Here is a 14,731-nt window from a genome sequence, read left to right as displayed (position 1 = left end):
GAACCCCGGTTTTTGGCTGACAAGGAGCCGCATGTTTACCGTTTACCACTCCAATCAGTTGGATTTGCTAACAACCGTGATCAGCACGCTGATCGGCAATGCGCCATTGGCCGATCCCTTTCAGTCGGAAGTGGTGCTGGTGCAAAGCCCAGGCATGGCGCAGTGGTTACAAATGCAGTTGGCAGACAAGATCGGTATTGCGGCCAATATCACTTTTCCGCTACCGGCCACTTTTATCTGGCAGATGTTTACCAAAGTGTTGCCGGGTATTCCGCAAGAGAGTGCATTTAGTAAAGATGCGATGTGCTGGAAATTGATGCAATTACTGCCAGCATTGCTCATCCAGCCTGAATTTGCCGCATTGCAGTACTACTTAAGTGATGATGATCAACAGCGCAAGATCCACCAGCTTGCCAGTCGGATTGCCGACCTATTCGACCAATATCTGGTGTTCCGCCCGCACTGGCTGGAGCGCTGGCAGCAAGGGGAAACGGTGGCAGGTCTGGCGGATGCCCAGCAGTGGCAGGCAGCGTTATGGCGTGCGTTGGTTGCGCACACCGAACAGCTACAGCAACCACAATGGCAACGAGCAAACCTCTACCGCGAATTTATCAACCAATTAAACCGCGCCACGGACTGCCCGCCCGGCTTACCCAGCCGTGTGTTTATCTGCGGCATTTCGGCGTTACCGCCGATCTACCTTGATGCACTGCAAGCACTGGGAAAACATATTGATATCCACCTGCTGTTTACCAACCCCTGCCGCTATTACTGGGGTGATATTCAGGATTATGCCTTCCTGGCTCGGCTACAGAGCCGCACACGTCGCCGCTACCAGCAACTGGGCGAGCAGCCACTATTCCGCCAGCCACAACAGGCCAGCCAACTGTTTAATGCCGAGGGTGAGCAGCAGTTGAGCAACCCGCTACTGGCCTCTTGGGGCAAGCTGGGGCGTGACCATCTCTACCTACTGACACAAATGGAGCAGCTACAAGAATTCAACTTTTTTGTTGATATTCCAGCAGATAATCTATTACACACCCTCCAGCACGACATGCTGGAACTGGAAGATCACGCCCTGGTTGCCAGCAGTGCTGTGGACTTTGAGCACAGTGGTGGCAAACGTCTGCTCGATCGACAAGATCGTTCAGTGAGCCTGCACCTTTGTCACAGCGCACTGCGTGAAGTGGAAGTGCTGCAAGATCAACTGTTGGCGATGTTAGCTGAAGACCCACAACTTACCATCCGCGACATTATCGTTATGGTGGCAGATATCGACAGCTACGCACCGTACATTCAAGCGGTGTTCGGTCATGCTACGGCGGAGCGCTACCTGCCGTTTGCTATTTCTGATCGTAAAGCACGCCATGCTCACCCAGTTTTACAAGGCTTCCTCTCACTGCTGGAGCTACCACAAAGTCGCTTTAGCGCGGAACAGGTACTGGCACTGCTTGATGTGCCTGCTTTAGCAGCGCGTTTCGCTATTGATCAGCAAGGGGTACAACTGCTGCGCCAGTGGGTGGCTGAAGCGGGTGTTCGCTGGGGGTTGGATGATGACAGCGTGCGAGACCTCTCCTTGCCTAGCACCGGCCAGCACACCTGGCGTTTTGGCATGGTGCGCATGTTGCTCGGCTATGCGATGACCAGCGAAGTTGGTGATTGGCAAGGCGTGCTGCCGTATGACGAATCGAACGGGTTACGTGCGGAACTGGTTGGCCAACTGGCGGCGCTATTAACCGAGCTTAGCCACTGGCGCCAAGTGCTGAGCCAGTCACAGCCATTAGCGCAGTGGCAGCCACTGTGCCAACAGCTATTAGCCAGCTTTTTTATCGCCGACAGTGAAACCCAAGAGGCGCTAGCACTGATCAACGAGCAGTGGCAAAAGGTAATCAATTTTGGTTTGGCTGCCGGTTATCACGACAGCGTACCACTAACCATTTTGCGTGATGAGTTGACCGGACGACTCGATCAACAGCGCATTAGCCAACGCTTTCTTGCTGGCCAACTCAACTTCTGCACCTTAATGCCAATGCGCTCGATCCCATTCAAAGTGGTTTGCCTGTTGGGCATGAACGACGGCATTTACCCACGCAGCTTACCGCCATTGGGGTTTGACCTGATGGCACAGCAGAGCCAGCGCGGTGATCGTAGCCGACGCGACGATGACCGCTACCTGTTTTTGGAGGCGCTACTCTCGGCACAACAGCGGCTCTATATCAGTTTTATCGGTCGGGCGATTGAGGATAACAGCGAGCGCTTCCCCTCGGTGTTGGTGACAGAACTGCTTGAATATCTTGAGCAGAGCCACTATTTAGCAGGAGACGAAGCCTGTGATCTCGATAGCAGCGCAGCCAACGTGCGTGCGCACCTGCTCACCCAGCACAGCCGAATGCCGTTTGCCGCAGAAAATTTTCAGCCCGGCAGTGCCATCCAGAGCTATGCCGCCCAGTGGCTGCCGGCTGCCGCTGGGCAAGGCACACAACCTGGTGGTTTTAGCTGCCCATTGCAGCCGTTAGAGCGGAACGAAATTTCGTTGGAACAGCTACTGCGCTTTTATCGTCACCCGGTTAAAGCTTTTTTCCAACAGCGCCTTGGGGTCTATTTTGAGTTGGAAAACACTGAGCTTGAACAGGAGGAACCGTTTGAACTTGATCCACTCAAACGCTACCAGTGGAATAGTCAGCTACTTAACAGCCTGATCACCGGTGCTGAGCCGCAGCAGCTCTACCAGCGTATGCGCAGTTCCGGCAGTTTGCCCTACGGCGCGTTTGGTGAAATTTACTGGCAGAGCCAACTGGCAGAAATGAGCCAACTGGCGGAACGGATACGGCCACACTACCAACAGAGTGAGACACTGGAACTGGCACTGGATGTGGGCACAATGCGCATCACCGGTTGGCTATACCATGTGCAACCGAGTGGTTTACTGCGCTGGCGCGCCGGCCAACTGAGGGTCGTCGATGCGATCACACTCTGGCTGGAACACTTGATCTACTGTGGTGTCGGTGGGCAAGGAGAGAGCCGCAGCTATGGCAGTGATAGTCAGTTCTACCACTTTCCAGCCTTGACAGCGCAACAGGCAAAAGCGTTATTACAGCCCTGGATCAGCGGTTACCAGCATGGTATGACGCAACCGCTGCTACTATTAGCGCGTAGTGGTTGGGCTTGGCTTGAAAAGTGCTACCAGCCACAAACGCAACAGATCGACTGGAGCGAACAGACACAGAGCAAAGCGCGAAGTGCACTACAGCAGACCTGGCGTGAACAGGAGAGCCAAGATCCCTATCTGCAACGGATCATGCGCCAACTATTACCCGAGCAGATAGATGAAATCACTGCAACGGCAGAGTGCTACCTATTAGCGATCCGTTGCCATAACATTAACAGCCGTGCCTAAGAGCGGCTTTGCTGCAGCGACTAACGGCGACTGGCGGTATGTGCTAACACTGCTCGTTAACATTTTCAGTGCTCGAAATCCTCAGGCACTGCGTGTACGCTGCGGTTGCTGTACCGTGTTGATCTGTAACCGAGTGATCGCGCTGAGACAGTTTGTTAGCTACCGCCACAACCAGCAGTGCTTGGTTTGATACCGACCGGTACAACTGGCTTGGCTAAAAATTGCATTGGCCGTGTCAGCTACCGCAGCGGTTATTTTCAGTATTTGGTAAACACTAAAAAAGATAAGAGGGTATGGGTTATGGGTAAACCGTGGTTCCGAATGTTTGGTGTGATGCTGATGCTGTTGCTGGTGATCGCACCATTGAGTTGGGCGGCGCAAGGGTGGCAGCCGCGAGCGGAAACCATCGAAAAAAGCGAGCATGATCCGCGCCAGTATCAAGCGATCCAGCTCGCCAACGGCATGACAGTGCTACTGGTTTCTGATCCGCAGGCTCCTAAATCACTGGCCGCACTGGCGCTACCGATTGGCTCGCTCGATGATCCCGACAGCCAGCAGGGGCTGGCTCACTACCTGGAACATATGGTGTTGATGGGCTCACAACGCTACCCGGAAGCGGAGAACTTCGCTGAATTCTTGAAAAAACATGCAGGTCGTCACAATGCCAGCACGGCAGCCTATCGCACTGCGTACTATCTCGAAGTAGAGAATAGCGCACTGGAAGGGGCGGTCGATCGGCTGGCAGACGCTATTGCGGCACCGAACCTCGATCCGGTTCATGCTGATCGTGAACGTAACGCGGTCAACGCCGAGTTAACCATGGCACGCACCCGTGATGCCATGCGCATGGCACAAGTTGGCGCAGAGACCCGCAACCCAGCCCACCCCAGCGCGCGCTTCTTTGGTGGCAATCTGGAAACACTACGCGATAAACCGGACAGCAATCTGCAACAGGAGTTGATCAACTTCTACCAGCGCTACTACTCCGCTAACCTGATGGTCGCGGTGCTCTATAGCAACCGCCCGTTGCCAGAGCTGGCAAAACTGGCGCAGCAGACATTCGGCCGCATCCCCAATCGTGACGCCAGCGTGCCAGTGATCAGCGTGCCAGTGACCACCGCGCAACAGCAGGGGGTGATCATCCACTACCTACCGGCTCAACCGCGCAAGCAGCTCAAATTTGAGTTTCGCATCGACAACAACATTGACCAATTTCGCAGTAAAACTGACACCTACATCAGTTACCTGATTGGTAACCGCAGCCAGAACACCCTAGCAGACTGGTTACAGCGCCAAGGTTTGGCAGATGCAGTAAATGCTGGTGCAGATCCGATGGTTTACCGCAACGACGGAGTATTTGCGATAACGGTGTCGCTAACCGACAAAGGCCTACAGCAGCGTGATCAGGTGATTGCAGCAGTGTTTAGCTACCTCACACTGCTGCGAGAACGCGGCATCAGCCAAAGCTATTTTGATGAGATTGCTAACGTGTTAGCGATCGATTTTCGCTACCCGGATATCACCCGCGACATGGAGTATGTCGAATGGCTGGCAGACAGCATGTTGCGTGTCCCGGTTGAACATACGCTCAACGCCCCCTATTTGGCCGATCGCTACCAGCCACAGGCGATTGCTGAACGGCTGGCAGAGCTAACACCGGAGAATGCACGCATCTGGTTTATCAGCCCGAATGAACCGCACGACAAGGTGGCTTACTTTGTTGAAGCACCTTACCAAGTGGTAAAAATTGGCCCAGACCGCTTTAAACAGTGGCGGCAACTGGCGGCAGAGATCAGCCTATCACTACCGGAACTGAACCCCTACATCCCGGATGATTTCACCCTCCAGCCTGTTGAACGGGCGGGTGCTGCGGTAGCGAACCGCATCCCCCAACTGGTTCTCGAACAGCCTGGGTTGCGGGTATTGCATATGCCAAGCCACTACTTTACCGACCAGCCCAAAGCGGAGGTAAAAGTGGCGTTACGTAGCGCCCAAGCAGGCGATACGGCACGCAATCAGGTACTGTTCTCGCTAATGGACTATCTGGCATCCCGCTCACTGGATCAACTCAGTTACCAGGCGTCAGTCGGCGGCATTGGCTTCTCCTCGCGCGTCAATAACGGCCTGACATTCAGCGCCAGCGGCTTCACCCAGCGCTTGCCACAACTGCTGACCACACTGGTGAAACAGTATGCCAGCTTTAGCCCAACCGAAGCGCAGCTAACAGAGGCGAAATCGTGGTATCTGGAGCAACTGGCGGTGGCAGACAATGTCAAAGCATTTGAGCTAGCGTTACAACCGGTGCAAGTGCTATCACGGGTACCCTACGCTGAGCGCAGTGAACGGCGCGAGATCACTGCCGGCATCACACTGGCGGAACTGCTGGCCTATCGCGATCAACTGCTGACTGAATCGGCACTAGAACTCCTGGTGATCGGCAACCTCAGCCAGCAGCAGAGCAAGTTATTGGCTACCCGCCTGCAACAGCAACTGGCTACACGTGGCCGCGACTGGTGGCGTGGCGAACAGGTGATGATCGAACAGCCTCAGCTTGCACTACTACAACGCGCCGGTAACAGCAGTGACTCGGCACTGGCTGCTGTCTATATTCCTCATGGTTATGATGAGATCCGTTCACTGGCATATAGCTCACTACTGGGGCAGATCGTTCAGCCTTGGTTCTATGCACAGTTACGTACCGAAGAGCAACTCGGCTACGCGGTGTTCGCCTTCCCGATGCCGGTCGGACGTCAATGGGGGTTGAGCTTCCTGTTGCAGAGCAACAGCCAGCAACCCGCTTACCTCTACCAGCGTTACCAGCAGTTTTATCACAGTGCGCAACAGCGGTTACGTGCCATCAGCCAAGCCGATTTTGCCCAGTATCAACAGGCGATGATCAGCGAACTGCAACAGCGACCACAGACGCTGGAAGAGGAAGCGAACCGCTTTAACAGTGACTTTGATCGCGGCAATCTGGCTTTTGACAGCCGAGAGAAACTGATCGCGCAAGTGAAAAAATTGACCGCGCGTGAACTGGCCGATTACTTCCAGCAAGCCGTGATCGACCTACACGGGTTGGCGATCTTGTCACAGGTCAGCGGTAGTGGCCAACCGGCGCAATTTGCTGCCCCAGGCGAGCAGTGGCAGCAACACGCCAATGCTTCAGCGTTACAACAGACTTTACCGCGCCAAGTGGTGAAACCATGAGTGACCGGCTTCCGCTGCCGCTTGATGCACTGACGTTACCGCTCCTTGGCGAACGATTGATTGAAGCGTCAGCGGGAACCGGCAAAACTTTCACTATTGGCTTGCTCTATCTGCGGTTGCTGCTCGGCTTGGGGCATTCAGCGGCCTTCTCACGCCCACTCAATGTTGAACAGATCCTGGTCGTGACTTTTACCGAAGCGGCCACCGAAGAACTGCGTGGCCGGATCCGCAGCAACATCCACCAATTACGCATCGCTTGCCTGCGAGGCAGTAGCAACAACCCGCAGTTCAATGCGTTAATGGCACAGATCGAGCACCTGCCGAGTGCAGCCGCACTACTGCTGGCGGCGGAACGGCAAATGGATGAAGCAGCGATCTACACCATCCACGGCTTCTGTCAGCGCATGTTGGCGCATAATGCCTTTGAGTCGGGCATCCTGTTTGAACAGACCCTGCTACAGGATGAACAGCCGCTACGTCGTCAAGCCTGTGCTGACTTTTGGCGGCGCTACTGCTACCCACTACCCTTGCCGCTAGCGCGCGTGGTCAGTCGCGAGTGGAGTGGGCCCAAAGCGTTACTAGCCACCTTAAACGGCTACCTGCACGGCGAAGCGCCAGTACTGCACCCTGCGCCAGCGCCAGACGAAACGCTGGAGATGCGTCACCAGCAACTGGTGGCACGGATTGACAAAGTAAAAACTGAATGGCTGGCGGTGGCTGGCGAACTGGAACAGTTGATCAGCCAATCAGCGGTCGACAAACGTAGCTACAGCAGCAAACACCTGCCTAACTGGTTGGCTAAAATTAGCCAATGGGCAGCACAACCAACCGAAGATTACACACTGCCAGACGAACTGAAACGCTTTGGCCAAACGGTGTTGCTGGAAAAAACCAAAAAAGGAACCGCACCACAGCACAGCCTGTTTCACTCAATAGATCAACTTTATGCCAGCCCATTAAGCGTGCGGGATCTGGTACTAACGCACGCCTTGCAGCAAGTGCGTAGCAATATTACACACGAGAAGCGCCAACGTGGAGAGTTGGGCTTTGATGATCTGCTCAGCCGGCTGGATCAAGCACTACACAGCGCCGGTGGTGAGCAACTCGCCAGCACCATTCGCCAGCGCTACCCGGTGGCAATGATCGACGAATTCCAGGATACCGATCCACAGCAGTACCGCATTTTCCGCCGACTCTATCTTGGCCAGCCTGATTGTGGCTTATTGCTGATTGGTGACCCGAAGCAGGCGATTTACGCCTTCCGTGGTGCCGATATCTTCACCTACATGCAAGCGCGCGCCGAAGTTAGCGCCCACTACAGCATGGATACTAACTGGCGCTCAGCACCCAGCATGGTCAACAGCGTGAACAGTTTATTCCAGCAGGTCGCCTCGCCATTCCTGTTCGAACAGATCCCGTTTATTGCGGTGGCAGCGGCGGAGAAAAACCATCAGCTATCGCTGGAGATCAACGGCAATCCGCAACCAGCACTGCAATTCTGGCTACAACCGGGCGAAGGGGTAAGCAACAGCGACTACCAACAACTGATGGCACGGCTATGCGCGGCACAGATCCGTGACTGGCTCAGTGCAGGGCAGTGTGGTGAAGCTTGGCTGAACGACGGCCAACAGCAGCGCACACTACAAGCTGCTGATATTACTGTACTGGTACGTAGCCGCAACGAAGCTGCCTTGATGCGTGATGCGCTTACCGCGTTAGCGATCCCCTCGGTTTATCTCTCTAACCGAGATAGCGTTTTTAGCACCGCAGAAGCCAAAGATCTGTTCTGGTTGCTGCAAGCGATCTTGGCGCCAGAACAGGAGCGCAAACTGCGCACCGCGATTGCAACGGCGCTGTTTGGCCTGGATGCGGCGACACTGGAGGCGCTGAACCAGCAAGAGCCAGCTTGGGAAGCGTTAGTGAATGAATTTGCCCAATATCGCTCATACTGGCTACGGCGTGGCGTATTGGCGATGCTGCATCAACTGATGGCACAGCGCAACGTGGCGGAAAATTTGCTCGCTACCGCTGGAGGCGAACGCCGTTTGACAGATCTACTGCATCTGGGTGAGCTGTTACAACAGGCAGCAGGGCAACTCGAGGGCGAAGAGGCGCTGCTACGCTGGCTTGGCCAACAGATTGCCGAACCGAACCCGCACGCCGACAACCAGCAACTGCGGCTAGAGAGTGATCGCCACCTAGTGACAGTGATGACCATCCACAAATCGAAAGGGCTGGAATTTAATCTGGTGTGGCTGCCGTTTATTGCCAGTTTCCGCGCCACCAAGCAAGCACTTTATCATGATCGAGAAACCTTCCAGCTCAACCTGGATATCAGCGCCGATCCGGCTAATCTTGAACTGGCAGAACAGGAGCGGCTGGCAGAGGATTTGCGCCTACTCTATGTCGCATTAACACGCTCGGTCTACCACTGTAGCATTGGTGTTGCGCCACTGTTTGTCGGCCAAGGCAAAAAGCAGGGCAACACCCATCTACATCACGGAGCTTTAGGTTATCTGTTGCAAGCAGGGCAAGCTGGCGATGCCAGTTACCTCGCTGATTGTCTGCAACGTCTGGCGGCAAGCAGTCGCAGCCACTCAGCCCAAGCGAACAGTGCGATTGCTGTTCGCGTCTGTGAAACGTTTGCTGAACACCCGTGGCAGCCACCGGCACCCGCCGCTAGCCTACTGGCAGCCCGACTATTCGCTCGCCAACGCGAACAGAGTTGGCGAGTCACCAGCTACAGCGGCTTACAGCAGCAGAGCGGGCATCGCACACAGGGGCTACTGCCTCGGCTCGATGCTGAAGTACTGGATGATCAGCTACCGAGCGAAGCGGAACAACTGACAGTACACACCTTCCCGCGTGGTGCCGCACCCGGCACCTTCCTGCACGGTCTGTTCGAGATCATCGAATTTACCGAGCCACTCGATCAGAACGTACTGCTGGAGCAGCTACAACAGCACGGCTTTGATCAAGCCTGGCTGCCAGTACTGCAACAGTGGATGCAGACACTACTGCACACGCCACTGAATACTGAGGGTATGCGACTGGCCGAGATTGCGCCACAAGCACGCCAAGCCGAGTTGCAGTTTTACCTGCCAATCAACCAGCCACTGGATGTTACGGTCTGGAATCAGTTAGTCAAACAGCATGATCCACTGTCGGCACGCAGCCCAGATCTCAGATTCCAGCCGGTAGAAGGAATGCTACAAGGGTTTATTGATCTGGTCTTCTGCTGGCAGGGAAAATATTACCTACTCGATTACAAATCGAATTGGTTGGGTGAAGAGAGCAGCGCGTATAACCGCGAAGCGTTGGAACAGGCCATGATCGAACATCGCTATGACCTGCAATACCAGTTGTACACTCTGGCACTGCACCGCTACCTACGCCATCGGCTCGCGGATTACCACTACGAACGTCATTTTGGCGGTGTGATCTACTTATTTCTACGTGGTGTCACGGCGCAGCAGCCGGGCAACGGCATCTTTAGCTGTCGACCACCGCTGGCGCTGATTGAAGCTATCGACAAGCTATTTGAGGCTACCGCCGGAGCGACTCATGATTAACCTCCTCAACCAGGCGCTACAGCTTGGTCTGTTGCGCCAGCTTGATCTGCAATTTGCCCAACTGGTTGCCGGTGAACAACAACCAGAATTGCTACTGGCGGCAGCGATACTCAGCGCACAAACCGGTGCCGGACATGTTTGCCTACCACTGGAACAACTGTTACCCGCCAACCTGTTTGCCGGTCGCCAGCCAGAGTTGGCTTGGGCTGCCTGGCAAGCGTGTGGGCAACCTGAGATTGCCGACTGGCAGCAGCGCTTGCTTGCCAGCTCTGCGGTGAGTGATGGCAGTAGCGCGACACCAATAGTGCTGCAACAGCAGCGTCTCTATCTACAACGCATGTGGCAGAGTGAAGGGCAAGTGGCTGATTTTATTGCCTCTAATCAGCCGTTAACCATTGCTGACGAACAGCGGGTACGCAGCCTTTTGGATCAACTGTTTGGCTGTGCTGACGCGGATACTGAGATCAATTGGCAAAAAGTGGCGGCAGCAGTGGCTGTCACCCGACGCATTGCGGTGATCTCAGGTGGGCCAGGCACCGGCAAAACGACCACGGTGGCGAAGCTGTTGGCACTGCTGGTGCAGCTAACCGCACCGGGTGAACGGCTACGTATTCAACTGGCGGCTCCGACTGGCAAAGCGGCTGCACGCCTGACTGAATCGTTGGGTAACGCCAGTAGCCAGCTAGCGCTAACTGACCAACAGCGTGCGCTGTTCCCGCGTGATGCCGCAACCCTGCACCGTCTACTGGGTATTCAGGCACATAGCCAGCGGCCACGTTACCATCAACACAATCCACTGCATCTTGATCTGCTGGTGGTCGATGAAGCCTCAATGGTCGATCTGCCAATGATGGCCAACGTGATCGCGGCATTACCCGCTACCGCACGGCTGATCTTGCTGGGTGATCGTGATCAGTTGGCCTCAGTTGAAGCAGGGGCGGTATTGGGCGACATCTGTCGCTTTGCCGAGTTGGGTTACAGTGAGGCACGAGCAGCACAACTGGCACGCTTAACCGGCTTTGCGCTTCAGGGGCAGACAGATGATAGCCAACTGGCAGTGCGTGACAGCCTCTGCCTACTGCGCAAAAGTTATCGCTTTGATGCCAGATCGGGCATCGGCCAGTTGGCGCGGGCAGTCAATGCCGGCAGAGGCAAACAGGCGCTGAGGGTATTCGAACAGCAATATGATGATATTGCGCTCTATCCACTGATGCAGAGTGAAGATTATCAGCAGTTATTAGTCACCTGTGTCGAGGGTTACCGCCATTACCTGCAACAGGTCGCAGCGACGGCAACACCGGCAGAGATCCTGGCGGCATTTGGGCGCTTTCAACTGCTCTGTGCGCTGCGCGATGGGCCATTTGGGGTTAGCGGATTGAACCAGCATATTGAAGCTGGTTTGCAGCGTGCTGGATTGATCAATCGTGCAGCCGGGCAAGTTAGCCGCTGGTACGTTGGCAGGCCGATCATGATTGGCCGCAATGACAGCACACTCGGGCTATTTAACGGCGATATTGGTATCGCGCTGTCGGATCCGCAGGGTGATTTGCGTGTCTACTTCCAACTTCCTGATGGTAATATCAAATCGGTTCCACCGAGCCGTTTGCCTGCCCATGAAACCACCTATGCCATGACGGTACACAAATCGCAAGGCTCGGAGTTTGATCACACGCTGTTAGTGCTACCAGACCATTTTGTACCGCTACTAACACGCGAACTGCTCTACACCGCCATCACACGTGCGCGTAAACAACTGTCCGTTTATGCCAATCCGCAGTTGTTACACATAGCGATTCGTACCCCAACAGAGCGCCGCAGCGGATTAGCCGCACGCTTGCAGAGCCGTGGTTAATTTGGTCACTCATCATACCAAACAGTAGGATGAATCTTGGTGGGATTTTTACTAGGCGGTGTCCCGTAATTATTTTTTGTACAATCGAACACCTATTTTAACCAGAAGAAGTCTTTTGCGTGGCTCGTTACGATTTTCCCGATGATGCTTGGACGTTGATTTTCCCCTTGTTACCGCCTGAGAGAAGCCTTTCTAAGGCCGGTCGTCCTTATCTTGAGCATAGAAAAGTGATGAATGGCCTATTTTGGGTACTGTATTCAGGTGCTCCCTGGCGCAGGGCAAGATCACGAATGTTTTTTGAACAAAGAGGATCGATGTGACGATCAGTTCTCGTTGTGATCTTATACTCTCCTTTTAGGAGATTTAATCATGCCATTCGCATCATTTCAGCGCCATTTCAGTTCACTCCATGACAAAAGACAAAGTGCAAAAATCACTTACCCAGCCCTGTTGAGCCTACTTGACCTCCGAGGGACGCTGGTCACGATTGATGCGGTGGCGTGCCAAACCCAGATAGCCAGTGCCATTGTTGACCAAGGTACAAACTACCTACTGGCGGTCAAAAACAATCGGAGCAAACTGGCAAAAGCCATTCGTAATGCTTTTGCAGAACAGCGTTTGGCAATGATAGATAAAGAAAAATTCAAGCCAGAACGTGGGCATGGGCACGTAGAATCAAGACAATGCCATGTGCTATCGGCAGAGGTTCTGGATGGCGATTTCAGCAGATGGAAAGACTTAACGAGCCTCGTGAGGGTCGAAAATTTACGTCTGGTTAAAGGCAAAGAACTCATTTTAGAGTACCGTTATTACATTAGCGCTAAGGCGTTATCCGCCGAACAGGCCGCCAACGCAGTGAGAGAGCACAGGGGGATCGAGTCCATGCACTGGGTTCTGGATGTCAGCATGAATGAGGATGCCTGCCAGATTTATAAAAATAATGGTGCTGAAAACCTCTCCTGCTTACGCCATATCGGATTGAACATGCTGCGTAAAGAGCCAACGAAGCTCAGTATTGTTGGCAAACGAAAACGGTGCCTCATGAATACTGCTCATCTGGAGGCCGTCTTGCGTGCGGGATTAACTGATGAGGATAAAAAATGAACACTCATGCGGTTGCCCTGAATGATACACTCCGCTAAATTAAAGGGCATGGGAGCACTAATTGCTCTTCATGGAGGAAACAATCTTTGGGAGGCAACTGCACCACTTTTAATTGAAAATCAGCATATTGGCCCAATAAGATCTATATATCATTGTTTTCTCAATATTTTGGTGAACTGAACGACTCTCTGGGGTACACCGTGGTGTACCCCAGTTATTGAGTTAGCTTACCGTTCTGGTGCTCGTTCTCTGTTTGATGGGAGTAATTAAGCCGCTTCTTTTGACTCTTGCAGACTACCCAGTTCTGGCTGGTTGAGTTGCTGTTTAAGCGTATTCTCATCCAGTTGGTTACACCACTTGGCGACAACAACTGTGGCGACACCGTTACCGATCAGATTGGTTAGCGCGCGTGCTTCTGACATAAAGCGATCAATACCGAGGATCAACGCGAGTCCAGCCAGTGGCAGGTGACCAACGGCAGAGATTGTTGCTGCCAGCACAATAAAACCACTGCCGGTAACCCCCGCAGCCCCTTTGGAGGAGAGCAGTAGCACGACGAGCAGAGTGACTTGGTGCATCACATCCATCTGTGTGTTGGTCGCTTGGGCGATAAAGACTGCGGCCATGGTGAGGTAAATCGAGGTGCCATCCAGGTTGAATGAGTAACCGGTTGGGATCACCAAGCCGACCACTGATTTTTGACAACCCAATTTCTCCATTTTGGCCAGCATACGCGGCAGTACCGATTCAGAAGAGGAAGTGCCGAGCACAATCAATAACTCTTCACGGATGTAACGGATGAATTTGAGGATGTTAAACCCGGTATAACGTGCGATCGAGCCGAGTACCATCAACACAAACAGTACACACGTGAGGTAGAAGCAGGCGATCAACTGGCCGAGTTGCAGCAGGGTGCCAACGCCATATTTACCGATGGTGAATGCCATGGCGCCAAAAGCACCGATTGGTGCCAAGCGCATGATCATGTTGATGATGCCAAAGATGACACGCGAGAAGCTTTCGATCACATTAAAAATGACCTGCCCTTTCTCACCTAGGCGATGCAACGCAAAGCCAAATAGCACGGCAAATAGCAGTACTTGCAGAATGTTACCGCTGGCAAAGGCACCGACTACACTGCCAGGAATAACATCAAGCAGGAATGGAATAATGCCCTGCTGTTCAGCTTTACTGGCGTAGACCGCCACGGCTGCAGTATCCAGTGTGCCAGGGTCGATATTCATGCCGACACCAGGTTGCACCACGTTGACAATCACCAGGCCGATCAGCAGTGCCAGTGTGCTGACAATCTCAAAATAGAGCAGTGCCAGTGCGCCAGTACGACCGACCGCTTTCATACTTTCCATACCGGCAATGCCAGTAACCACAGTACAAAAAATTACCGGTGCGATGACCATTTTTATCAGTTTAACGAAACCGTCACCCAGTGGTTTCATTTGAGCACCAAGTTCAGGATAAAAATGCCCCAGCAGAATGCCTATGGTAATGGCAGTTAATACCTGAAAATAGAGGCTACTAAAGAGATTTTTTTTCATATTCAACGTCCTTTATTCGGGCAGAAAGTGAGCAGCCATCTAC

Annotated in this window: 6 protein-coding genes and 2 pseudogenes; 7 read left to right on the top strand and 1 reads right to left on the bottom strand. The window is 53.7% G+C overall.

The window, feature by feature from the left end:
- Positions 1-31: 31 nt before the first annotated feature.
- The 7 genes and pseudogenes from recC (at position 32) to EOJ37_RS15015 (ending at position 13,312) form a co-directional block, all read left to right on the top strand.
- On the top strand, positions 32-3,397 hold the full coding sequence (gene recC / locus EOJ37_RS02555) for an exodeoxyribonuclease V subunit gamma (RefSeq protein WP_127957432.1): 3,366 nt from the start codon (positions 32-34) through the stop codon (positions 3,395-3,397).
- 300 nt (positions 3,398-3,697) lie between these two features.
- On the top strand, positions 3,698-6,604 hold the full coding sequence (ptrA, locus tag EOJ37_RS02550; protein WP_127957429.1) for a pitrilysin: 2,907 nt from the start codon (positions 3,698-3,700) through the stop codon (positions 6,602-6,604).
- The gene (gene recB / locus EOJ37_RS02545; protein ID WP_127957426.1) at positions 6,601-10,176 is read left to right on the top strand and encodes an exodeoxyribonuclease V subunit beta; all 3,576 of its coding nucleotides are present in this window, start codon (positions 6,601-6,603) and stop codon (positions 10,174-10,176) included. The genes ptrA and recB overlap by 4 nt, the downstream gene beginning before the upstream one ends.
- A complete protein-coding gene (gene recD, locus EOJ37_RS02540) occupies positions 10,169-12,028 on the top strand; it encodes an exodeoxyribonuclease V subunit alpha (RefSeq protein WP_127957424.1) in 1,860 nt (619 codons plus the stop codon). The genes recB and recD overlap by 8 nt, the downstream gene beginning before the upstream one ends.
- 119 nt (positions 12,029-12,147) lie before the next feature.
- Positions 12,148-12,303: pseudogene (locus tag EOJ37_RS02535) on the top strand (transposase); the annotation flags it as partial.
- 130 nt (positions 12,304-12,433) lie between these two features.
- Positions 12,434-13,132, top strand: a pseudogene (locus EOJ37_RS02530) (ISAs1 family transposase); the annotation flags it as partial.
- A gap of 21 nt (positions 13,133-13,153) precedes the next feature.
- Positions 13,154-13,312, top strand: a complete 159-nt coding sequence (locus tag EOJ37_RS15015; RefSeq protein ID WP_127957417.1) for a DUF4225 domain-containing protein — start codon at positions 13,154-13,156, stop codon at positions 13,310-13,312.
- An 86-nt stretch (positions 13,313-13,398) separates the two neighbouring features.
- On the opposite strand, the gene EOJ37_RS02520 is transcribed toward EOJ37_RS15015, so the two are convergent.
- A complete protein-coding gene (locus EOJ37_RS02520) occupies positions 13,399-14,688 on the bottom strand; it encodes a dicarboxylate/amino acid:cation symporter (protein WP_127957414.1) in 1,290 nt (429 codons plus the stop codon).
- Positions 14,689-14,731 lie beyond the last annotated feature (43 nt).

Origin of the sequence: Serratia microhaemolytica (assembly GCF_004011885.1) — a bacterium.
Lineage (GTDB): Bacteria > Pseudomonadota > Gammaproteobacteria > Enterobacterales > Enterobacteriaceae > Serratia_G > Serratia_G microhaemolytica.
Note: the sequence above shows the minus strand (reverse complement) of the source record. Positions and strands in the feature narration are given on the sequence as shown.